This is a genomic window from Bacillus sp. FSL L8-0099 (genome assembly GCF_038006385.1).
GTDB lineage: Bacteria > Bacillota > Bacilli > Bacillales > Bacillaceae_G > Bacillus_A > Bacillus_A toyonensis.
The window spans coordinates 5219397-5242073 of record NZ_JBBOVC010000001.1 but is presented as its reverse complement, the minus strand read 5'-3'; the positions used below and the strand labels follow the sequence as shown (position 1 = coordinate 5242073).

The following is a 22677-nucleotide window of genomic DNA, read 5'->3' as shown; positions in this document are numbered from 1 at the left end:
GTTTAGAAAGATGAAAGTCTGTCCACACTGTTTGTAGAGGGGACGGTGGAGGAAATGAAAAAACAAGTTATTGCTTATCTTCTTCTATTATTAATCGGTGCACAGTTACTTGTGCAGTTTGGATATATGAAAGCTGATGCGAAAGGGCCTTCTGTTATTCCGAAAGAGGCCGTTCGATTAAGAATTTTAGCAAATAGTGATTCAGATAAAGATCAGGCGTTAAAGCGTAAAGTACGCGATGAAGTAAAAGCGCAAATTGATGGATGGGTAGCAGATTTAACGTCATTTGAAGAGGCGCGAAAGGTAATTCAAAGTCATATTCCAGAAATCGAAAAAACAGTGAAAAACACGCTAAAAAAGGAAGGCAGTACAGAGTCATTCCAAGTGAAATTTGGTAAGAATGTAAAGTTTCCTACAAAGGTATATGGGAATTTTATTTATCCAGCAGGAGAATATGAAGCGGTACTCATTACAATTGGAAAAGGTGAAGGGGCGAATTGGTGGTGTGTGTTATTTCCTCCAATGTGTTTCTTAGATTTTTCAAGTGGTACAGCTGTAAGAAAAGAAGAGCATGTTGTGAAGGCTGAATCTCCTGAAGAAGATCAAGTGGAACAAGCTGAAGGGGATATAGTTGATTCACCAAAGATAGAAGAGGGTAAGGTGAAGGAAAAGAAAGTTGTAAAACAGGAAGTAGCAAAAAAGGTAACAGCTTCTGAAAAGAAAGTAGTAAAAAGTGAAATAAAAGTAGAAGAACAGCCTGTAAGTAAAGAAGAAACAAAAACAGTGGAAAAAGTGGAGAATCCTGTGGAGAAAAAGCAAGAAAAACAAAATGAGTATGTACATGTAGAAGAGGAAGAAAAAAAGCCAGAAGTTAAATTATTTATTGTAGAAGCTTTTACATCTTTATTTTCTAAATAGTACTATTAACAAGTCTCTTCTCATATATAAAGATGAGGAGGGATTTATTATGAAGAAAGTGTATTTTGCTACGAAAGAGGATGTAGAAAGATTACATTCTTTTTTCGGACAAGCTAATAAAAAAGATGATAAAATAAATGAGTTATACGCACAATTTATGATTTTGGAAGAGGCGGAAGAAATACGAGCTGTAATTGGATATGAACAAAGTGAAGAAAATGCACTTATTCGTTCTTGTTTATTCACACCTCATGTGGATAAACAGACTTTCTTATATTTTTTTGAAATGTTTTTGCAGTATATGAAAGAAAAAAATATTCGACAATTGTACTTACTAACAAATCATCCACAATCTATAACAATCTTTCAGTTTTTTGACTTTGTCACTATAGAGAGAGAGAAAGTGCCAGAGGGAATTCGACAGCTAGAACACTTTTGTAAAAATATAAAAGAGCCGAATGCAATAATACTAAATTGTCAGCTATTCACAAAGTTATCCACGGATTAATTAGGTTTATCCACATTTTGTGGATAAACCTTGTTTGTCTTTTGGATAAATCTCATAGTAAACTAAAAATAGACAAGTATTTCAGGGTAGAAAAGGACGTGGAAAAAAATGCACACAAATATGTGGGTTGTGGATAATGTTGTGGAAAGAAAAAAATATTATCCACAGTTACAAGAAGCAGCAAGACTATTAAGAGAAAACGAAGCGGTTGCCTTCCCTACGGAAACGGTATATGGGCTAGGTGCAAACGCGATGAATGATGAAGCAATTGCGAAAATTTTTGAAGCAAAAGGGAGACCAAGTGATAATCCACTTATTGTTCACATAGGTACAAAATCTCAGTTAGATGGGATTGTAAATGAAATTCCACCGGTTGCGGAGAAGTTAATGGAACACTTTTGGCCAGGACCATTAACGATTATTTTGCCAAGAAAAGAAGGTATTTCTGAGAAGGTGACGGCAGGTCTTAATACGGTTGGAGTAAGAATGCCGGATCATCCAGTAGCGCTCGCTCTTATTGAGGAGGCGAATGTACCGGTTGCAGCACCGAGTGCGAATCGTTCAGGGCGTCCAAGCCCGACATTAGCTTCTCACGTATATGAAGATTTGAATGGAAAGATTGCAGGTATTGTTGATGGTGGGGCAACGGGAGTAGGCGTTGAATCAACTGTAATCGATTGTACAAGTGAGATTCCAACAATTTTACGTCCAGGCGGGATTACGAAAGAACAATTGGAAGCAGTAATAGGTACTGTTTCTTTAGATCCAGCTTTAAAGGATGAGAAGGAAAAACCGAAATCACCTGGAATGAAATATACACATTATGCACCGAAAGCGCCACTTAGTATTGTTGAAGGATCACGTGAGTTTATTCAGCGTCTTGTGGATAAGAAGAAGGAAGAAGGATTTAAAGTAGGTGTATTAACGACAGAAGAGTATCAGCATGTATATAGTGCAGATGTCGTATTATCTTGTGGTATGCGAAGTGATTTAGCTAGCGTTGCGACCAAATTATATGATGTACTTAGAACGTTTGATGCAAGTGAAGTGGATGTTATTTTTAGTGAGTCGTTCCCGAATGACGGAATAGGGAATGCAATTATGAATCGCTTAACAAAAGCAGCAGGACATCATATTATTACTGAATGATAAGGTACGATTAGCAAACAGAATATTTCTCCTCGGATAAGCATATTTTGAAGTAGCACGTCCGAGGAGGGACATGAATGACGTTTGAACAGCTAATACCTTTAATAATTATGGCATTCGCCTTAGGGATGGATGCGTTCTCGGTGAGTCTTGGTATGGGGATGATGACCTTAAAGTTAAGACAAATCCTGTATATCGGTATGACGATAGGGATTTTTCATATTATCATGCCATTTATAGGAATGGTATTAGGCCGTTTTTTATCAGAGAAGTATGGGGACATTGCACATTTTGCAGGTGCTATTTTATTAATTGGGCTAGGGTTTTATATCGTATATTCGTCTATTTTAGAAAACGAAGAGACTAGAACAGCTCCTATTGGAATTAGTTTATTTGTATTTGCATTTGGCGTCAGTATAGATAGCTTTTCGGTAGGCCTTAGTCTTGGTATTTACGGAGCACAGACGATTATTACAATATTACTTTTTGGATTTATTAGCATGTTATTAGCGTGGTTTGGTTTATTAATTGGTAGACATGCGAAAGGTATACTCGGTACATATGGTGAGATAGTAGGTGGTATCATTCTGGTTGGATTTGGATTATATATCCTTTTTCCTATATAATTTTATGTAGGAGGGAATTATGAACACGCTATTGGAATGGTATGTTAAGTTTTTAATCTTCTTTCCTCGATGGCTAAGAAGACTTATAATTTGGGGTATTATTTTGCAAATTTCGATGTTAGGTTGGATTAAGTTAATTCGTGAATGGTGAGAGGGTTCCTTTCTGTGCATATTTTGTTTGTACTATATTTATTGCACTAAAAATTACAGATATAGAAAGGATGAGATGAATGACGAGATTGAAGCAAGTTTTTGGTGTTATTATTAGTTTTTTTGTTTTTTGGTTTAGTATGCTCGGTGTACAAATGTTTGCTGAGTTTTTAGATATTGAGTCATTGAAGTTTGTTGCGGGGAAGACTGAGGCAGCGCGTACTTTTTATTCTCCATACCCGTTTTTAATTGTTTTTCTTATTACATTGCTTTCCCTATATTTCTTAGTAATTAAGCTTGGGAAACCGAAAAAAGAGAAATTGCCTACTTTAGAGGAAAAGAAGGAAGAATTATAAAAATAAAATCCCCCGCTTCTTAGCGGGGGATTTTATCATTGAGTGATGGAAGTAATTAAGTTACCTTCGCTTTTAGATATATCCAGCTCCAGCGGCTAGAATGGTCGGTGGCTTCGCGTCTTCCTACGAGGCAAAAAGCGCCTCTACGTCAGAAGCTCCATCCCCCTCCCATTCTGAGCGAGCCGCTTCCGCTTTTAGATTGGCCTAACCAATTCAAATTGTTCTCCTAATTTTGCATAGTTGTGTCCTGCTAGACGGCTTACTGGTTTTAGTCCTTCTGCGTGAATGCGGCCTTTTTCGTATAGGTGTTCTGCGACGTGGAAACGAACGATGCGTCCGATTAGTAGATCGCAAGCTGGTGAGTCTTCCGTTCCGCCAAGAGGGATTGCGCGTTCTAGTACGCATTCCATTCGAATGTTCGCTTCTTTCACACCTGGAACAGAGATGACGTCACTTTTAATTGGTGTTAGTTTTGCTAGTTCGATTTCACTCTCGTTTGGCGGAAGGTTAGCTGCTGTTTCGTTAATCGCTTCTATGTAAGATTCGTCAGAAATATGTACAACAAACTCTCCTTGTTCCATTGCGTTTCGGGAAGTATCTTTCGGTGTTCCTGCTTTTCGTTGTACAGAAACTGAAATAAGTGGTGGATTAGCAGCAACAATATTGAAATAACTATAAGGCGCTCCATTTAATACACCGTCTTTTGTTATAGAAGTAACGAATGCGACGGGACGTGGAATAATGCTGCCCGTTAATAATTTGTAATTCTCTTTTTCCGTTTGTTCATTTGGATTAATTGATAACATGTTTAAAATCTCCCTTCTGAATATGACGACTTATTGTTTGTTTACAAGATGTTAGTGGGAAACTCCTGCTGGAAATAATATTTTTTTAATGATGTAAAAAAGAGATTACCTCAATTATACTGAAGTAATCTCTTTTTAAGTAAACATCTTGAAATTGAGATAAATATTAAAGTAAAACGTATGCGCCAGGCCCGATTAAAGCGACACCAACAGCGACAGCGATTAACATTAAATTATATTCAAATCCGTCTTGTGTTACCCAGTAACCATTTTTTCCGTGAACAGTGAAGATTGCCATTAACATTGTTCCAACGATAAATAATGAACCAATTACAGTGAAAATACCTGATGCGAATAAGAAACCACCTAGTAATTCAGTTGCACCAGCCATAAATGCCATAAATACACCAGGGCGTAAACCGATTGATTCCATCCAACCGCCTGTTCCTTTTAAGCCATAACCACCGAACCAACCGAATAATTTTTGAGCACCATGACCCATGAATGTAATTCCTATAATAAGACGAATAATAAGAAGACCGAAATCCATCATTTTTGAAAACCTCCTGAAAGTTTATTAACTTACCTTATGTAAGTAATAATAAAATAGTTACTTACTTTAGTCAAGTGAATTTCGAAAAAAGTTTGAATTAAATTTTACAAATTAACGACAAAAAATAAAATGTAGTAAAGACCTCTAGACAAGTTGGGCGAAAAAAGAGAAAATATAAGTAGAAGTTAACTTCTTATTGTTATTCAGACAATCAGAATTGACTGGAATTTTGTGAAGCGCTACAATAAGAGTCTATTAGTAATGACGTAATTTATTTCGAAAGCGTTTTTACAGTATAATATTCGAAGTATGAAGTCTTACATGTATCCCGAGCTTTACTAGGGATTGCCCTATAAACTTTTAGGTAAATTATAAGGAGGACTATCCTATGTTTAAAAAATTATTCGGTCTTGGTTCAAAAACAAATGAAGAAACAATTGTAGCTCCATTAACTGGAGCAGTGAAAAATATTGAAGAAGTACCAGATCCAGTATTCGCTGGTCGTATGATGGGTGACGGTGTTGCAATCGATCCTACTGAAGGTGTAGTTGTATCTCCAGTTGATGGTGAAATCGTACAATTATTCCACACGAAACATGCTATCGGAATTAAAGCGAAAAACGGTACAGAAATTTTAATCCACGTTGGATTAGAAACTGTAAAAATGGAAGGTGAAGGTTTCGAAGCTCACGTTTCTGAAGGACAAGCTGTAAAAGCTGGAGATAAATTAATCTCATTCGACTTAGAATTAATTCGTGAAAAAGCGAAAAGCACGATTACTCCAATCGTTATTACAAACACAGATGCAGCTGAGTCTATTAAAACAACTGTAGGTGTAACAGCTACAAAAGGTTCAACAGAAGTAATGAAAGTTACAATGAAATAATTGTTGTATAAAAGGAATCCGTTTCATATGAAATGGATTCCTTATTTTTTGTTGTATGTTTAGTAGGTATGTTAAAATACTCTAGGCACTTGGAAATAGGGTTTCACATATATGTGGATAGGCGCATTTTTCTTAGAAAAATGCGCCTTTTGTATATTCACATTTCTTTTGTTCCATCCTAATGTAAGCTATTATTAAAGGGAAAAGATACAATATAAGGGGTGGGTTTGGATGAAACGAGTGTTATTTGTTTGCACTGGCAATACATGTCGTAGTCCGATGGCTGAGGCGTTACTTCGTCATCATGGAGGAGATAAGTTTGAAGTGCAATCTGCTGGTGTTTTCGCCTATCCTGGAAGCGATGCATCGATATATGCGAAGGAAACTTTAGCTGAAAAAGGAATTTCAATCGATCATGCCGCACAGCAGGTAAATGAAGCTTTGCTTGATTGGGCTGATATTGTCGTAACGATGACAGAAAATCATAAGCAAATTGTACTTGGTCACTATCCGAGTGTTGAAAAGAAGTTGAATACATTATATGGACTAACTGAAGGTATAGGTAAAGACATTTCAGATCCTTTTGGAGGATCGCTTTCTATTTATAAAGAAACGTTAGATGAGATGGAAAAACTTGTACAAACTTTACTGAAAAAACATTCAGAGGGTTGATGTTTCGTGTATAATACGATATTGGAGATCACTTCGTCCTATTGAGGTAGCGAATGTGAAATGAAGATAATTGATTGAAACTTTGGAGGGGTAAAAATGAAAGTAGTAATAGCATCTGATCACGGCGGTATGAATATCCGTAAAGAACTTGTAAGTTTATTAGAAGAATTAAATGTTGAATATATTGATTTAGGTTGTGAATGTGAAGCTGGTTCAGTTGATTACCCTGATTTTGCATTTCCAGCAGCGGAAATGGTAGCAAATGGTGAAGTGGATCGTGGTATTTTAGTTTGTGGGACAGGCATCGGTATGTCAATCGCGGCAAACAAAGTAAACGGTATTCGTTGTGCGTTAGTTCATGATACTTTCAGTGCGAAAGCAACGAGAGAGCATAATGACACTAACATGCTAGCAATGGGCGAGCGTGTAATTGGTGCTGGTCTAGCGCGTGATATCGCAAAAATTTGGTTAACAACTGACTATGAAGGTGGTCGTCACGAAAACCGCGTAGGAAAAATTAAAACATACGAAACAAAGTAATAGATTCTAACTATCAGTAGTGTGAAATATAATTTGGTGAACCAACCTGTGAAAGGAAGAGGCGTAATGACAGAAATCGTAAAGGTAAGAGAACAGCTACAAATATCGCTTTCTGATTTCCAAGAACAAGCTTCATTGCAAAGTGGTCAAATTTTTGTAGTGGGGTGTAGCACGAGCGAAGTGCTAGGAGAAAGAATTGGAACATCAGGAACGATGGAAGTAGCAGAGGCGATTTTTTCTGAGTTAAAACAATTTCAAGAGCAAACAGGTATTGAGTTAGCGTTCCAATGTTGCGAGCATTTAAACCGTGCTTTAGTAGTTGAGAGAGAAGTAGCGATAAAATATCAATTTGAAATTGTAACAGTTACGCCTGTTAGATCAGCAGGTGGTGCATTGGGGACATATGCGTATCACAATTTGAAAGATCCGGTAGTAGTTGAATTTATTAAAGCGGATGCTGGAATGGATATTGGTGATACATTTATTGGTATGCATTTAAAGCATGTAGCTGTTCCAGTTCGTACAAGTGTGAAGGAAATTGGAAATGCACATGTAACGATGGCGAAAACACGTGGAAAACTAATAGGTGGAGCACGTGCTGTTTATGCAGCGGAGGAAGAAACGATTACTTGCCGTTAAATGCGAAAAATGAGGAAGTCATATAGCAGCTTTTTATCATAGGATAAAAGGTATGTTGTCTGACTTTATAATAGAAGAAAGAAAAGACCGATTTTCGGTCTTTTTTTTCTTTTATGATATAGAAAGTCATGTTAGAATGTAGTTGAAAACATGAAGGTTCGAAAGAATTACAACCTGAATTTTCGTTTTTTCTGAATAAATAAGAAAAAACTGTTGGGAATTGATGTAATTCGTTCAGAAAAGGGGGATTTTGGTGGATCATTTAAAACGTCAAGATGAAAAGGTATTTGCTGCAATTGAGGCAGAACTAGGAAGACAGCGTTCAAAGATTGAGTTAATCGCTTCGGAGAACTTCGTAAGTGAAGCAGTAATGGAGGCGCAAGGTTCTGTTTTAACGAATAAGTATGCTGAAGGATATCCTGGAAAACGTTACTACGGTGGTTGTGAACACGTAGACGTAGTAGAAGATATCGCACGTGATCGCGTAAAAGAAATTTTCGGTGCAGAGCACGTAAATGTTCAACCACATTCTGGTGCACAAGCGAACATGGCAGTATATTTCACAATTCTAGAGCAAGGCGATACAGTACTTGGTATGAATTTATCTCATGGTGGTCACTTAACACACGGAAGCCCTGTTAACTTCAGTGGAGTACAATATAATTTCGTAGAATATGGCGTGGATGCTGACTCTCACCGTATTAATTACGATGATGTATTAGCAAAAGCGAAAGAACATAAACCAAAATTAATCGTAGCAGGTGCAAGTGCATACCCTCGTGTTATCGATTTCAAACGATTCCGTGAGATTGCGGATGAAGTGGGCGCATACTTAATGGTTGATATGGCACATATCGCTGGTTTAGTAGCTGCTGGTTTACATCCAAACCCAGTACCACATGCACATTTCGTTACAACAACAACACATAAAACATTACGTGGCCCGCGTGGTGGTATGATTTTATGTGAAGAGCAATTTGCAAAACAAATTGATAAATCAATTTTCCCTGGTATTCAAGGTGGCCCACTTATGCATGTAATCGCTGCAAAAGCTGTTGCATTTGGTGAGGTGCTTCAAGATGACTTTAAAACATATGCACAAAATATCATTAATAATGCGAACCGCTTAGCTGAAGGTCTTCAAAAAGAAGGACTTACACTTGTTTCTGGTGGAACAGACAATCACTTAATCTTGATTGATGTTCGTAACTTAGAAATCACAGGTAAAGTAGCAGAGCACGTATTAGATGAAGTTGGTATTACAGTGAACAAAAATACAATCCCATTTGAAACAGCAAGCCCATTTGTAACAAGTGGCGTACGTATCGGTACGGCAGCTGTAACATCTCGTGGTTTCGGTTTAGAAGACATGGATGAAATTGCTGCACTTATTGCTTATACATTAAAAAATCATGAAAATGAAGCTGCATTAGAAGAAGCACGTAAGCGTGTAGAAGCGTTAACGAGCAAATTCCCAATGTATACAGATCTATAATAGATTGAAAAAGACTGCTGAAACGTACTTGTTTTAGCAGTCTTTTTTGAGGACATATATTGTTTTTAAAGTATGTATACAAATGATGAATAAATTTTGGCGATATAATGAAGGATACAGCTTCCATTATTGGTAAAGATACTAGATAGATTCATCGTAAAATCATGATTTTGCCAAATTTGCCCTTGAATATTAGTAGCGTTTTCTTTACAATCGTAAATAGTGTAAAAAAGCGTGCAAACGCATGAATATCATCTAAAGGAGAGATTCACATGGGAAAACTGTATGTATTTGATCACCCGTTAATTCAACATAAGATTACATATATTCGCGATAAGAATACAGGTACGAAAGATTTTCGTGAATTAGTGGACGAAGTAGCAAGCTTAATGGCTTTCGAAATTACTCGCGACCTTCCACTTAAAGACATTGAAATTGAAACGCCTGTAAGTAAAGCGACAACAAAAGTGATCGCTGGTAAAAAACTTGGTTTAATTCCGATTTTACGTGCAGGTTTAGGAATGGTTGATGGAATTCTGAAATTAATTCCAGCAGCAAAAGTAGGACACGTTGGTTTATACCGTGACCCTGAAACATTGCAACCGGTAGAATACTATGTGAAACTTCCAACGGATGTAGAAGAGCGTGACTTTATCGTACTAGATCCGATGCTAGCAACAGGTGGTTCTGCAGCTGAAGCAATTAACTCTCTAAAAAAACGCGGTGCGAAACAAATTAAATTAATGTGTATCGTAGCTGCTCCAGAAGGAGTAAAAGTAGTACAAGAAGAGCATCCTGATGTTGATATTTATGTAGCAGCATTAGATGAAAAGTTAAATGACCACGGTTATGTAGTGCCAGGTCTTGGTGATGCTGGTGACCGTTTATTCGGAACGAAGTAAGACAACTGACGAGAGGGAATTCCCTACTCGTCTTTTTTTGTCCCGGGTATGCAGGCAGGGGAGGGGGATAAATATGCAACGTGTATACAACATAAGTTGCATACACAACACATATAATATAGAAGTCTTACGTCTAAGGAGCACTATATTATGGAAGGGAAGCGTTATATCTTAAAAATATAATAGTGACAAACTTGTGAACATTTCCTTCTATTATAAAGAGAAAACTGTTAGAAATTGCATATCTCTAACCAGTATTTAGAAGGGGAACGTTTTCATTTTTGGGAGGAAATGCCTAATACTCAAATTTTTTGATTTTTTACGATTTCTCGTTGACACTGTTAATACCCTATTGTATGCTAACAACGGGGATAGATGGTAGGGCTTTCAGTGACAAAAATACATCTATTCCGTGACGAAAATGTAAACTTTTTATTTTGTATAGGATTTATGCAAAAAAATGAGTTATTATTAACACATCGTGAATGAGGGTTACATATTGGAGGGATGAATCCTTGCAAAAAAACGACCGCAGCCATATAAAAGCTTATGCTTTAATGTCAGGAATTCTTGCTCAATTAGTCGGTTCTATTCTTATTGGAATCTTTGGTGGGCAGTGGATTGATAATAAGGTTGGAACGTTTCCATTGTTTCTTATTATAGGTTTATTACTAGGATTAGGAACAGGGGTATACGCAATGATTCGACTCATTCGACATTACTATTCGGGAGAGCAATGATGATAGACGTACATGGACTTGTCCAAAGACAAAAGAAATATATGTACTACTTGCTTGCGCTTCTAGTGCTAGGATGGGGATTCACCTCTTACAAGGATGTATTTCTTGGGCTGATTATCGGAACGATTTTCAGTTTTCTTAGTTTGCGCATCATTGCACGTAGAACAGACAAGCTGTTAGATCGCGTAACGAATGGAGAAAACGTGAAGTTTAAGGCAACAGCGGTAAGTACATATTCGAGATTCGCGACAATTGGGTTATTAATTTTATTTGCAGCCAAATATCAAGAGTTAATTGCGATGTGGGGCTTAGGTGTAGGATTGCTGACAGGATATCTTGTCATGATCATAGATTTTCTTTATTTAGAGTATAAGAGCAGGGAAGAGAGGTGAATTACTAGTGGAACACGGTAAATTAGTTGAATTTCTAGGTTTAACGTTCGATTTGTCATCAGTTATGATGGTTACTGTAGCAGCAGTTATTGTTTTCTTAATCGCAGTTATAGGAACTCGCAGCTTAGCTCTTCGCCCAACAGGAATGCAAAATTTCATGGAATGGGTGTTTGACTTCGTGAAAGGGATTATCAATAGTACGATGGACTGGAAAACAGGTGGACGTTTCTTAACGCTTGGCGTTACGCTTATCATGTTTATCATCGTATCGAACTTCCTTGGTTTACCATTCATGTATTCAACAGTTGAGGCTGGCGAACATATTGCATGGTGGAGATCACCAACGTCTGATCCAGCAGTTACATTAACATTAGCCGTGATGGTAGTTACCCTCACCCATTATTATGGAATTAAGATGAAGGGTACGAAAGAATACGTTAAAGGTTATTTCCAACCTATGAAATTCTTATTCCCATTAAAGGTTATTGAGGAGTTTGCTAACACATTAACGTTAGGTCTTCGTTTGTTCGGTAACATTTATGCAGGTGAAATCCTGTTAGGATTACTTGCTAAGTTAGGCGGAGCATCAGTTCTTGGAGCATTAGGTGCGCTTGTACCGATGTTAGCATGGATGGGATTCAGTGTATTCGTTGGATCAATCCAGTCATTTATTTTCGTTATGTTAACGATGGTTTATATGGCTCATAAAGTAAGCCATGACCATTAATATAATTTAAGTAAGAAAAAATTTATTTTTTTATAATACAAAGGAGGACAAATTAAATGAGTTTAGGTGTAATCGCAGCTGCAATTGCAATTGGTTTATCAGCATTAGGTGCAGGTATTGGTAACGGTCTTATCGTATCACGTACAATCGAAGGTGTTGCTCGTCAACCAGAATTAAAAGGCGCACTTCAAACAATTATGTTCATCGGGGTTGCTTTAGTTGAGGCACTTCCAATCATCGGTGTAGTTATTGCTTTCATCGTAATGAACAAATAAGGGAGACTCCCCTTACATAGATGGCGAAGAGTGTTTTTTGAACTTTCTTCGCCATTGCTTTATGAACGAAACGTATGTCTTTTTTTTTCATATGATCAATTTAGATATTTTGAAGGGAGTGAATCCTTGTGCCAACTTTATTATTAGGGGCTGCCATTCCATTTGGAACGATTGCTTATACATTGTTCATTTTCTTACTTCTATTAGTAATGCTACGCAAATTTGCGTGGGGTCCTTTAATGGGAATTATGAAAGAACGTGAAGAGCATGTTACTAGTGAAATCGACGCTGCAGAAAGAAGTAACGCTGAAGCGAAGAAATTAGTAGAAGAACAACGTGAAATGTTAAAACAATCGCGTGTTGAAGCACAAGAGTTAATCGAAAGAGCGAAAAAACAAGCTGTAGATCAAAAAGATGTGATTGTTGCTGCTGCGAAAGAAGAAGCAGAATCAATTAAAGCATCTGCTGTACAAGAAATTCAACGCGAAAAAGAGCAAGCGATTGCTGCTTTACAAGAACAAGTCGCTTCTTTATCTGTTCAAATTGCTTCTAAAGTAATTGAAAAAGAGTTAAAAGAAGAAGATCAAGTGAAGTTAATTCGCGATTATATTAAAGAAGTAGGAGAAGCGCGATGAGCAATGGGATTGTAGCAAAACGTTATGCTGTCGCTCTTTTTAAAATTGCAAAAGAAAAACACGTATTAGAAATGTTTGAAGAGGAATTACGCCTTGTACAAAACGTTTATGTAAAGAACGGAGAACTACATAGCTTTTTAACGCAACCGAACATTTCAAAAGAGCAGAAGAAAACGTTTCTTGCAAACGTATTCGGATCTGTTTCTGAATCTATTTTAAATACGTTATATATTTTAATTGATAACAAGCGCATTGAAATCTTACCTGAAATTGCAGATGAATATGTTGTTCTTGCTAATGAAGAACGTAACGTAGCAGATGCAACTGTGTATTCTACTCGTCTTCTATCTGAAGAAGAGAAGCTTAACGTTGCAGAAGCATTTGCAAAGAGAACGGGAAAAGATGCAATTCGCGTAAAAAATGTTGTAGATGAAGATTTACTAGGCGGCATTAAAGTACGTATTGGAAATCGCATTTATGATGGAAGTTTACAAGGAAAATTAGCACGTATTCAACGTGAATTAATGAAGAATAGATAGGGGTGAAGCACATGAGCATCAGAGCTGAAGAAATTAGCGCACTGATAAAGCAACAAATCGAGAACTATCAGTCTGAAATCGAAGTTAGTGATGTTGGTACAGTTATCCAAGTTGGTGACGGTATCGCGCGTGCTCATGGTCTTGATAACGTTATGGCTGGTGAACTTGTAGAGTTCTCTAACGGCGTTATGGGGCTAGCACAAAACTTAGAAGAAAACAATGTAGGTATCATTATTTTAGGACCTTACACAGAAATCCGTGAAGGTGACGAAGTTCGTCGTACTGGTCGCATCATGCAAGTACCAGTAGGGAAAGAACTAATCGGTCGTGTTGTAAACCCATTAGGTCAACCAGTTGATGGTTTAGGCCCAATCAATACAACAAACACTCGTCCAATCGAAAGTCCAGCACCAGGTGTAATGGATCGTAAATCTGTTCATGAGCCACTTCAAACAGGTATTAAAGCGATCGATGCTCTTGTACCAATTGGCCGTGGTCAACGTGAGTTAATCATCGGTGACCGTCAAACAGGTAAAACAGCAGTTGCACTTGATACAATCATTAATCAAAAAGATGAAGATATGATTTGTATCTATGTAGCTATCGGACAAAAAGAATCAACTGTACGTAACGTAGTAGAAACACTACGTAAGCACGGTGCATTAGATTACACAATCGTTGTAACTGCATCAGCTTCTCAACCAGCTCCATTATTATACTTAGCTCCTTACGCTGGTGTAACAATGGGTGAAGAGTTCATGTACAATGGTAAACACGTATTAGTAGTATATGATGACTTATCAAAACAAGCAGCGGCTTACCGTGAGCTTTCATTACTATTACGTCGTCCTCCAGGTCGTGAAGCATATCCAGGGGATGTATTCTACTTACATTCTCGCTTATTAGAGCGTGCAGCAAAATTAAGTGATGCAAGAGGCGGCGGTTCTTTAACTGCACTACCTTTCATCGAAACACAAGCAGGGGACGTATCAGCTTACATCCCAACAAACGTAATCTCGATTACGGATGGACAAATCTTCTTACAATCTGACCTATTCTTCTCTGGCGTACGTCCAGCGATCGATGCGGGTACTTCTGTATCACGTGTAGGTGGATCTGCTCAGATTAAAGCAATGAGTAAAGTATCAGGTACACTTCGTCTTGACCTTGCATCTTACCGTGAGTTAGAAGCGTTCGCTCAGTTCGGTTCTGACCTTGATAAAGCAACACAAGCGAAACTAAACCGTGGTGCTCGTACAGTTGAGGTATTAAAACAAGGATTACACAAACCGTTACGTGTAGAGAAACAAGTTATCATTCTTTACGCTTTAACACGTGGATTCCTAGATGATATCCCAGTAGTCGATATCACTCGTTTCGAAGAAGAATTCCATGCTTGGTTAGATTCAAATGCAGCTGACTTATTAAGCGAAATCCGCACAACTAAGAAACTTGCGGATGACGACAAATTTGCAGCAGCAATTAACGGATTTAAAAAAGTATTCGTAGCTTCTGAGTAATTAATAAAAGTGGAAGCGGCTCGATTTGAATGTGAAGTGAAGCCACCGAGCATTCAAGCCGCTGGAGCTAGATAGTATATATAAAAGGCATCTCAGGTTCTGAGATTGCTGACGGTTATGTAGAGGAAAAGAGTAGGTGCACCTATTCTTTTCCTTCAATCATGAGCAAGAATATCTTGCAACGTAGATTAGGAAGAGGATTCTTACTAATCGTGCCAACTTCCGGAAAAAAGGTGGTGAAAACCTGTGGCATCTTTACGCGATATAAAAGCGAAGATTACCTCGACAAAGAAAACGAGTCAAATTACGAAAGCGATGGAGATGGTATCTGCATCTAAGTTAAACCGTGCAGAGCAAAATGCTAAATCTTTCGTTCCGTATATGGAAAAGATTCAAGAAGTAGTAGCGAGCATTGCGCAAGGAAGTAAAGGAATTAATCATCCAATGCTAAATGCGCGTCCTGTAAAGCGTACAGGATACATCGTTATTACATCTGATCGCGGACTAGCAGGTGGTTATAACAGTAACGTATTACGTACAGTTAGTAACGTGATTCGTGAACGTCATAATATGGATTCAAACCAATATTCAATTATTGTGCTTGGCCGACTAGGACGTGATTATTTAAAACGTCGCGGATTTAACATCATTGATGAAGTAGTTGGATTATCTGACCACCCATCATTTACTGATATTAAAGATCTTGCTTCTCGAGCAATTGCGATGTTCGCAGATGGTGCTTATGATGAGCTGTATATTTACTACAACCATTACGTAAGTAAAATTTCACAAGAAGTAACGGAAAATAAAATTTTACCGCTTACTGATGTGGCGTCTGACAAACCGACGACAGCTTATGAATTCGAACCTTCTGAAGAAGAAATTTTAAAAGTATTATTGCCACAATACGCAGAAAGCTTAGTGTACGGTGCATTACTAGACGGTAAAGCAAGTGAGCACGCGGCGCGTATGACAGCAATGAAGAGTGCTACAGACAACGCAATGGAAGTTATCGATTCACTTACACTTTCATTCAACCGTGCACGTCAAGCAGCGATTACGCAAGAAATTACGGAAATCGTTGGTGGAGCAGCAGCGTTAGAATAGTATTAAAAAGCGTAGGCGGTTCGTTCAGAATGAGAGGAGGATGGAGCTTTTGACGTAGAGGCGATTTGTGCCTCGCAGGAAAAAGCGAAGCCACCGAACATTCTAACCGCTGGAACTAGATTCAATAAAAAGTGGAAGCGGCTCTGTCAAAAGAGTCGCATAAGCTATAAACTAATAAAAAATTAAAAGCCGACTTCTCTTAGAAAGCTGGCTAATTAAAAGAAAGCTAGGAGGGAACCCGATGAATAAAGGGCGCGTTACGCAAATCATGGGTCCGGTTGTAGACGTTAAGTTTGATGGCGGAAAGCTACCAGAAATCTACAACGCCCTTACGGTAAAACAAAGCAACGAAAACGGAGCAAACATTAACTTAACATTTGAAGTTGCACTTCATTTAGGTGATGACACAGTTCGTACAGTTGCAATGTCTTCCACAGATGGACTTGTTCGTGGCACAGAAGTAGAAGATACTGGTAAAGCAATCTCTGTACCAGTTGGTGATGCAACACTTGGTCGTGTATTTAACGTATTAGGTGATGCAATTGACTTAGATGGTGAACTTCCTGCGGATGTACACCGTGATCCAATTCACCGTCAAGCACCTGCATTCGAAGAGTTATCTACTAAAGTAGAAATTCTTGAAACTGGTATTAAAGTAGTAGACTTACTTGCTCCTTACATTAAGGGTGGTAAAATCGGTCTATTCGGTGGTGCCGGCGTAGGTAAAACAGTATTAATTCAGGAATTAATTAACAACATCGCACAAGAGCACGGTGGTATCTCTGTATTCGCTGGTGTAGGTGAGCGTACTCGTGAGGGTAATGACTTATACCACGAAATGAGCGATTCTGGCGTAATCAAGAAAACTGCGATGGTATTCGGACAAATGAACGAGCCACCTGGAGCACGTCAACGTGTTGCATTAACAGGTTTAACAATGGCTGAGCATTTCCGTGATGAGCAAGGACAAGACGTACTATTGTTCATCGATAACATCTTCCGTTTCACGCAAGCGGGTTCTGAAGTATCTGCCCTTCTTGGTCGTATGCCATCTGCGGTAGGTTACCAACCAACACTTGCAACAGAAATGGGTCAATTACAAGAGCGTATTACATCTACAAATAAAGGGTCTATCACGTCTATCCAAGCGGTATATGTACCAGCCGATGACTATACTGACCCAGCACCAGCTACAACGTTCGCTCACTTAGATGCAACAACAAACTTAGAGCGTCGTTTAACGCAAATGGGTATTTACCCAGCCGTAGATCCATTAGCATCTACATCTCGTGCACTTTCTCCAGAAATCGTAGGAGAAGAGCATTATGAAGTAGCTCGTCAAGTACAGCAAACTTTACAACGTTATAAAGAGCTTCAAGACATCATCGCTATCTTAGGTATGGATGAGTTATCTGAAGAAGATAAGTTAGTTGTACATCGTGCTCGTCGTATTCAATTCTTCTTATCTCAAAACTTCCACGTAGCTGAGCAGTTTACAGGTCAAAAAGGTTCTTATGTACCTGTAAAAAATACAGTTAGTGGTTTCAAAGAAATTCTAGAAGGAAAATATGATGACCTTCCAGAAGATGCATTCCGCCTTGTTGGTGGCATTGAAGAAGTTATTGAAAACGCGAAGAAAATGATGGCGTAAGGCCTTAGGAGGGACGAAGTATGAAGACATTTCCAGTCAGTATTGTAACTCCTGATGGACCGGTTTACGAAAAAGAAGTAGAGATGGTAAGTGTAAAAGCAGAGAGTGGGGAAATGGGGATCTTACCAGGTCACATTCCAACTGTTGCACCATTAAAAATTAGTGCAGTTCGTCTGAAAAATGGTGGACACACTGATTATGTAGCAGTTAGCGGTGGCTTTATCGAAGTTCGTCCAGATAAAGTAACTGTATTATCATCATCTGCTGAAGAAGCAAACCATATCGATATCCATCGTGCAAATGAAGCGAAGCGTCGCGCTGAGCAACGTATGCAAGACAAACAAGCACATGTTGACTTTAAACGTGCAGAAATGGCATTACAACGTGCTGTGAACCGTTTAAACGTTTCCGATATGAAATAAAAAAATCCGTAAAGGTAAAACCTTTACGGATTTTTTTATTGTATTTTATGGATAATTTTACAAAAATGGTATAATTGCATTGATGGTTGTATAAGTAGAGAATGTACAACAATTTATATTTCATAAAGGGGATGAATCAATGATCGGTGAAATGAAACGAGAAGCGTTGCACTCTTTAAAGGGGAATTGGGGACTAGGTGTTGGATCAACGATTTTATATTTTATTTTAAGTTATGTTGTTTCAATGGCTGCAATGCTTATACTTTTAATTCCAGGACTTATTCTATTTTTTTTAATTGTTAGCTTCGCTGGTTCAATTGAAGGGGAAACAATATCAATTGGAGCAGCTATTACATTTGGGGTATTTTATTGTATCATGATAATTTTGAGTAACGCATCGTATGGTATTACATCATACGGTTATACGAATGTATGTCTACAGATTAGTAAACGAGAAGGTGCTAAAGTAGATTACTTATTCGAAGGATTTCGTGGTTTTAAAAGAATGATGAAAACAATGTGGGCAATGCTTGCGATTTTGTTATATACAGGTACATGGATTCCGATGTTGTTAATAGGCTTATTTGCATTGTTAGGTGAAGAAGGGAATACGTCATTTGCAATTGCTTTCTTCGTACTATTAGCTATTTCAATCGTTGGCATGATTGTGATGTATTTTTCTTATGCAATGACGTACTATGTAATGATTGGAAATCCAGAATATAGTGTGTCACAAGCAATGAAAGAAAGTAAGAGTCTTATGAAGGGACATAAGTTAGATTTGTTTCTTTTATGGCTTAGTTTTATAGGGTGGGTTATTTTAGCGACTTTGACATTTGGAATAGGTTTTCTTTGGCTTAGTCCGTATATGGGTACAACGACATCTCATTTTTATCGCTATATTTCAAAAGATGAATTGCGGTAAGAACATGCTATACTAATAGAATTGTTACGTATAGGAGGCTAATTATGATTAGTGATTTAAAAGGAGAAGCGTTAGACTCTCTAGAAGGAAAATGGGGCTTAGCTGTTGGGGCAACATTATTAATTTCAATTCTTATCACGATGTTTAGTTTTAGTGTTAAGTGGGGATTTTCTTCAACTTTCGGTTGGCAAGATACAACTGGTTCATTTTCGATAGATATTCTTACACTTTTTGTTACCGGACCGTTAACTTTAGGGGGGTATTATCTGGCTTTAAATATCATTCGTGAAAAACAAGCTAGTATCGGCAATGTATTTGTTTGGTTTACAGAGGGGAAAAGATTTTTAAAATCATTTTTAGTATATTTATTAGTGAATCTTTATCTTCTTTTATGGACTTTACTTTTCATTATTCCAGGCATTATTAAATCATTTTCTTATGCGATGACGTATTTTATTATAAACGATCATCCCGAGTATTCATTGAATCAAGCCATTACAGAAAGCCGTCGTATGATGGATGGGCATAAAATGGAGTATTTCATTTTATGTTTAAGTTTTATTGGTTGGTTTATATTAAGTTGTATTACATTAGGGATTGGATTCCTCTGGTTAATTCCATATTTCTATACGACAGCTTCAGCTTTTTACGAAGAGATTGCAGAAGAATATTACGAGAAAAAAATCCCAACAATATAAAGTGAAACTGTGATCATTAGGGGCTTTAATCATCCCAAAATGATAACGAACCTTCACTCTCGCAAATAGCGGGATAAAAACACCCAGTGTGAACTAATTGTTCATACTGGGTGTTTTTTGTAGAAATTTTATAAACTGTTTACTTGTTAGAGGTTTACTGAAATAGTAACCTTGCATATATTTACAGTTGTTTTTTTGTAGAAACTTAAGTTGTTTTTCTGTTTCAATTCCTTCAGCAATGACAGAGAGATTTAAAGTATTTGCAAGAGAAAGGATAGTGGAAAAGATGGCTCTTTCTTCAGGGCGATGATCGGCTAGTTGTGTAAATTCTCTTGGTACCTTTAATGTATCGATAGGGAAAATTGATAAATAAGCGAGAGAAGAATAGCCAGTACCGAAGTCATCAATGGCCGTTCGAATGCCATATTCTTTTAATTGCTTCAGTCTCGATAGTGTTTCTTTTTCATTAATCATCGCAATTCGTTCTGTTAACTCAAGTGTGACATGTTTTGGATCGACCTGCACGTCGTTTAATATTTGTGAAATGTTTTCGATTAATTGATTTTGTTGGAACTCTTTTGCTGATAAATTAACGCTTATTTTTAAATTTTGATAGCCAAAGGTATGCCATATTTTTAATTGGAGACAGGCTTCTTTTAATACCCAATGTCCAAGTGGAACGACTTGTGGCGTTTCTTCTACAATTGGAATGAACTCACATGGTGAAATGTCACCTAATAGTGGATGTTTCCAGCGTATTAATGCTTCAGCGCCGATAATTTTATTTGTTGTCGTATCAATTTGTGGCTGATAGACGAGATAAAATTCCTTGTTTACTAAAGCGAGTGGCAAATCCTTTTCGATTCGAGCTTTTCGTTCTATTTTCTTATATAGTTCTTTCGTATAAAGAGAGCTACGATTTTTTCCTTTATTTTTTGCTTCGTACATGGCCATATCGGCATGTTGTAAAATAGAAAGTGGGTCTTCGCCTGCTTCAGGGTATATTGCAATCCCGATACTCGGTGAGATTCGTAAATGCTGATTTTCGATTTCGAATGGTTTGTTCATGGCCACTACAATCATATCAGCTATTTTTTTTACATCTGTCCTTTTTTTATAATTTTCGATGAGGATTGTGAACTCATCCCCAGCTAGTCGAGCAAGTTTCATATGCTGTGTTGATAATCGTTCGAGCCTTTTGGCTACTGCAATTAATAGGAGGTCTCCCACCCGATGCCCGAGAGTATCATTAATAACCTTAAAGCGGTCTAAATCGAGAAACATAACAGCAAAGGAGCTTTTCGATATTTTTGCTCGTGCAATCGCCTTTTCTAAATATTGATGAAATGCACGGCGATTTGCAAGTTCAGTTAAAGTATCATGATATGCTAGGAAATTAATTTGTTCTTGTTGTTGTTTGCTTTCCGTAATATCTTTAATCATTAAGTAGACCCCTGAAATATGATCTTTTAAAAAGATGGGAACAGCTGTAACATGCAAGTAGTAAATATCTCTGTTTTTGTGATACGCTCGTATTTCTAAAGAGATAGAATTCCCCTTTTTTACGCGATGAAAGGCGTTAATAATTTCTTCTAAATCTTCTTCGTATATGAGTGAGTAGTAAGGTTGATTTAATAATTCATTCGTTTGATACCCTAGTAAAGTAGTACCAGCGTTATTAACTTTAAGAAAATTGCCGTACAAATCTAATGTGAAGATTGGATCTGGATGGTGCTCGTATAAAGATTTAAACATTTGTTGGTTATGATAGAGCTCATTTTTTTGTTCTACTAAATCTTCTGTACGTAGTTCAATTTGTTTCTCGAGTTCCAAGTTGAATTGCATTTGGGCTAGTAATAATATTTTATTTTGTTTTCGAACTAAACTATGGCGTATGAGAACGAAAGTGAAAGTTATTATAAGCCCGATTACTACAATGGGGGCAAAAACATATTCGGCCAATATAAAAATAATAAGCATTACTACAGAAATATAAGGTAATGATAATCGGATTGATTCACCAAATTTAGGCGTTAATAGTACCTGCTCTTGTTTTTCAGGCTCTTTCGTATGAAGAATACAGGCGATTGCTGCTAGCACTAAAACCACTTGATAGAACGGAGTAACTGTAAACATAGAATACGCTGGTGTGAAATATTTTATATAAGCATAAATAGCATCTGTAGTAGCATACAAAATTAAAGCACTACCAAGAAGTGCACCAACTTGTTTTGGTAATAAGGATAATGGTCTGAATAAAAGGTTGATTCCAATTAAAAGAAAGAGTAAATCAGCCATTGGATAGGTAAGTTGAACAAATATATCGATATAGGATGTTGTGAAAACGTGAATGGTTTGCTCAATAAGTAAGTAGTAACTTAAAGTAAATTGGGCTGTAACGATAATACAAATATCACATATCATAAAAAGCTTTTCTAATAAGTCCCGGTTATAAATGATCTCGTATAGAAAGGCAAGTGCAAAGCTAATTAAAAAAAGTAGGTAAAAAAAGTCAGACGGATCAACAAACGTATAGTAGTCCTTTAAAATTAAACGTTGATAGGAAACAACTATATCACCAATGAAATAAGAGAGAGCCCCAACAGATAATATGATCCAAAATAAACGGGATAACCCTTGTTTCGTATTTGTAAAATAAAATATATAACTACAAGCGATAATATCAATTAATAAGGTACTCATTCCGATTAATATTTGAAAGGGAAATGAGTATTCATATAGAAAGAGCATGGCTACGTAATGAATTGCGATAGAAAATAATAAAATGCTTATAAGAATACTTACATGTGTTTGTTTTTTCATTTATATCACCTACGGTATATACA

28 protein-coding genes are annotated in these 22677 nt (G+C 37.2%); 25 read left to right on the top strand and 3 right to left on the bottom strand.

Annotation, left to right across the window (positions count from 1 at the left end; genetic code table 11):
- Positions 1-54 precede the first annotated feature (54 nt).
- The 6 genes from spoIIR to MHH42_RS26835 all read left to right on the top strand — a co-directional run bounded on the left by spoIIR (position 55) and on the right by MHH42_RS26835 (position 3707).
- Positions 55-918 (top strand): stage II sporulation protein R, encoded by an 864-nt coding sequence (gene spoIIR / locus MHH42_RS26860; RefSeq protein WP_070173987.1) that lies wholly within the window; start codon positions 55-57, stop codon positions 916-918.
- 49 nt (positions 919-967) lie between these two features.
- The gene (locus MHH42_RS26855) at positions 968-1426 is read left to right on the top strand and encodes a mechanosensitive ion channel protein (RefSeq protein WP_000758449.1); all 459 of its coding nucleotides are present in this window, start codon (positions 968-970) and stop codon (positions 1424-1426) included.
- A gap of 108 nt (positions 1427-1534) precedes the next feature.
- Positions 1535-2575 (top strand): L-threonylcarbamoyladenylate synthase, encoded by a 1041-nt coding sequence (locus tag MHH42_RS26850; protein ID WP_016107303.1) that lies wholly within the window; start codon positions 1535-1537, stop codon positions 2573-2575.
- 77 nt (positions 2576-2652) lie between these two features.
- Positions 2653-3201, top strand: a complete 549-nt coding sequence (locus MHH42_RS26845) for a manganese efflux pump MntP (RefSeq protein WP_000142481.1) — start codon at positions 2653-2655, stop codon at positions 3199-3201.
- A 19-nt stretch (positions 3202-3220) separates the two neighbouring features.
- Complete coding sequence (locus tag MHH42_RS26840; RefSeq protein ID WP_255253924.1) at positions 3221-3352, top strand: hypothetical protein; 132 nt, start codon at positions 3221-3223, stop codon at positions 3350-3352.
- A gap of 79 nt (positions 3353-3431) precedes the next feature.
- Positions 3432-3707, top strand: a complete 276-nt coding sequence (locus MHH42_RS26835) for a DUF3935 domain-containing protein (protein ID WP_070173986.1) — start codon at positions 3432-3434, stop codon at positions 3705-3707.
- A gap of 194 nt (positions 3708-3901) precedes the next feature.
- On the opposite strand, the gene MHH42_RS26830 is transcribed toward MHH42_RS26835, so the two are convergent.
- On the bottom strand, positions 3902-4513 hold the full coding sequence (locus MHH42_RS26830; RefSeq protein ID WP_000949059.1) for a flavin reductase family protein: 612 nt from the start codon (positions 4511-4513) through the stop codon (positions 3902-3904).
- A 166-nt stretch (positions 4514-4679) separates the two neighbouring features.
- Positions 4680-5066 (bottom strand): DoxX family protein, encoded by a 387-nt coding sequence (locus MHH42_RS26825; protein ID WP_000968621.1) that lies wholly within the window; start codon positions 5064-5066, stop codon positions 4680-4682.
- Positions 5067-5454: 388 nt separating this feature from the next.
- Here MHH42_RS26825 and MHH42_RS26820 point away from each other — a divergent pair, with 388 nt between their 5' ends.
- From MHH42_RS26820 to MHH42_RS26730, 19 genes are all read left to right on the top strand, one after another.
- A complete protein-coding gene (locus tag MHH42_RS26820; RefSeq protein ID WP_000473666.1) occupies positions 5455-5952 on the top strand; it encodes a PTS sugar transporter subunit IIA in 498 nt (165 codons plus the stop codon).
- A 231-nt stretch (positions 5953-6183) separates the two neighbouring features.
- The gene (locus MHH42_RS26815) at positions 6184-6624 is read left to right on the top strand and encodes a low molecular weight protein arginine phosphatase (protein WP_097872900.1); all 441 of its coding nucleotides are present in this window, start codon (positions 6184-6186) and stop codon (positions 6622-6624) included.
- Positions 6625-6720: 96 nt separating this feature from the next.
- Positions 6721-7164 carry a ribose 5-phosphate isomerase B gene (gene rpiB, locus MHH42_RS26810; protein WP_097872899.1) on the top strand — a complete coding sequence of 148 codons (444 nt, stop codon included), beginning with the start codon at positions 6721-6723 and terminating at the stop codon, positions 7162-7164.
- A 48-nt stretch (positions 7165-7212) separates the two neighbouring features.
- Positions 7213-7803: a TIGR01440 family protein gene (locus MHH42_RS26805; RefSeq protein WP_002045951.1), complete on the top strand. Its 591-nt coding sequence runs from the start codon at positions 7213-7215 to the stop codon at positions 7801-7803.
- Positions 7804-8056: 253 nt separating this feature from the next.
- Positions 8057-9298: a serine hydroxymethyltransferase gene (gene glyA, locus MHH42_RS26800; RefSeq protein ID WP_000349812.1), complete on the top strand. Its 1242-nt coding sequence runs from the start codon at positions 8057-8059 to the stop codon at positions 9296-9298.
- Between the two features lie 272 nt (positions 9299-9570).
- Positions 9571-10200, top strand: a complete 630-nt coding sequence (gene upp / locus MHH42_RS26795) for a uracil phosphoribosyltransferase (RefSeq protein WP_000517536.1) — start codon at positions 9571-9573, stop codon at positions 10198-10200.
- A gap of 375 nt (positions 10201-10575) precedes the next feature.
- Entirely contained in the window at positions 10576-10689 is a 114-nt protein-coding gene (locus tag MHH42_RS26790; protein WP_000232961.1) for a DUF4024 domain-containing protein, read from the top strand.
- A gap of 26 nt (positions 10690-10715) precedes the next feature.
- A complete protein-coding gene (locus tag MHH42_RS26785) occupies positions 10716-10940 on the top strand; it encodes an AtpZ/AtpI family protein (RefSeq protein ID WP_001171219.1) in 225 nt (74 codons plus the stop codon).
- Positions 10940-11332 (top strand): ATP synthase subunit I, encoded by a 393-nt coding sequence (locus MHH42_RS26780; protein ID WP_000567600.1) that lies wholly within the window; start codon positions 10940-10942, stop codon positions 11330-11332. Before MHH42_RS26785 ends, MHH42_RS26780 begins: the two co-directional genes overlap by 1 nt.
- A gap of 7 nt (positions 11333-11339) precedes the next feature.
- A complete protein-coding gene (gene atpB / locus MHH42_RS26775; RefSeq protein ID WP_000399876.1) occupies positions 11340-12059 on the top strand; it encodes a F0F1 ATP synthase subunit A in 720 nt (239 codons plus the stop codon).
- A gap of 56 nt (positions 12060-12115) precedes the next feature.
- Positions 12116-12334, top strand: coding sequence for a F0F1 ATP synthase subunit C (gene atpE, locus MHH42_RS26770; protein WP_000052064.1), 219 nt, complete (start codon positions 12116-12118; stop codon positions 12332-12334).
- Positions 12335-12462: 128 nt separating this feature from the next.
- Complete coding sequence (gene atpF, locus MHH42_RS26765; protein ID WP_001142619.1) at positions 12463-12969, top strand: F0F1 ATP synthase subunit B; 507 nt, start codon at positions 12463-12465, stop codon at positions 12967-12969.
- Positions 12966-13508 (top strand): F0F1 ATP synthase subunit delta, encoded by a 543-nt coding sequence (gene atpH / locus MHH42_RS26760; protein ID WP_000064687.1) that lies wholly within the window; start codon positions 12966-12968, stop codon positions 13506-13508. The genes atpF and atpH overlap by 4 nt, the downstream gene beginning before the upstream one ends.
- An 11-nt stretch (positions 13509-13519) precedes the next feature.
- Positions 13520-15028 carry a F0F1 ATP synthase subunit alpha gene (atpA, locus tag MHH42_RS26755; RefSeq protein WP_000027515.1) on the top strand — a complete coding sequence of 503 codons (1509 nt, stop codon included), beginning with the start codon at positions 13520-13522 and terminating at the stop codon, positions 15026-15028.
- Between the two features lie 246 nt (positions 15029-15274).
- Positions 15275-16135, top strand: coding sequence for a F0F1 ATP synthase subunit gamma (atpG, locus tag MHH42_RS26750; protein WP_000157703.1), 861 nt, complete (start codon positions 15275-15277; stop codon positions 16133-16135).
- Positions 16136-16376: 241 nt separating this feature from the next.
- Positions 16377-17786 carry a F0F1 ATP synthase subunit beta gene (atpD, locus tag MHH42_RS26745; RefSeq protein WP_001032588.1) on the top strand — a complete coding sequence of 470 codons (1410 nt, stop codon included), beginning with the start codon at positions 16377-16379 and terminating at the stop codon, positions 17784-17786.
- 20 nt (positions 17787-17806) lie between these two features.
- Positions 17807-18208, top strand: a complete 402-nt coding sequence (atpC, locus tag MHH42_RS26740; RefSeq protein ID WP_000847214.1) for a F0F1 ATP synthase subunit epsilon — start codon at positions 17807-17809, stop codon at positions 18206-18208.
- A gap of 139 nt (positions 18209-18347) precedes the next feature.
- Positions 18348-19133: a DUF975 family protein gene (locus tag MHH42_RS26735; protein WP_016107300.1), complete on the top strand. Its 786-nt coding sequence runs from the start codon at positions 18348-18350 to the stop codon at positions 19131-19133.
- 44 nt (positions 19134-19177) lie between these two features.
- Positions 19178-19831, top strand: a complete 654-nt coding sequence (locus MHH42_RS26730; RefSeq protein WP_000622473.1) for a DUF975 family protein — start codon at positions 19178-19180, stop codon at positions 19829-19831.
- Positions 19832-19924: 93 nt separating this feature from the next.
- Here the strand turns inward: MHH42_RS26730 and MHH42_RS26725 are convergent, their stop codons facing one another.
- On the bottom strand, positions 19925-22654 hold the full coding sequence (locus tag MHH42_RS26725; RefSeq protein ID WP_097838277.1) for an EAL domain-containing protein: 2730 nt from the start codon (positions 22652-22654) through the stop codon (positions 19925-19927).
- Positions 22655-22677 lie beyond the last annotated feature (23 nt).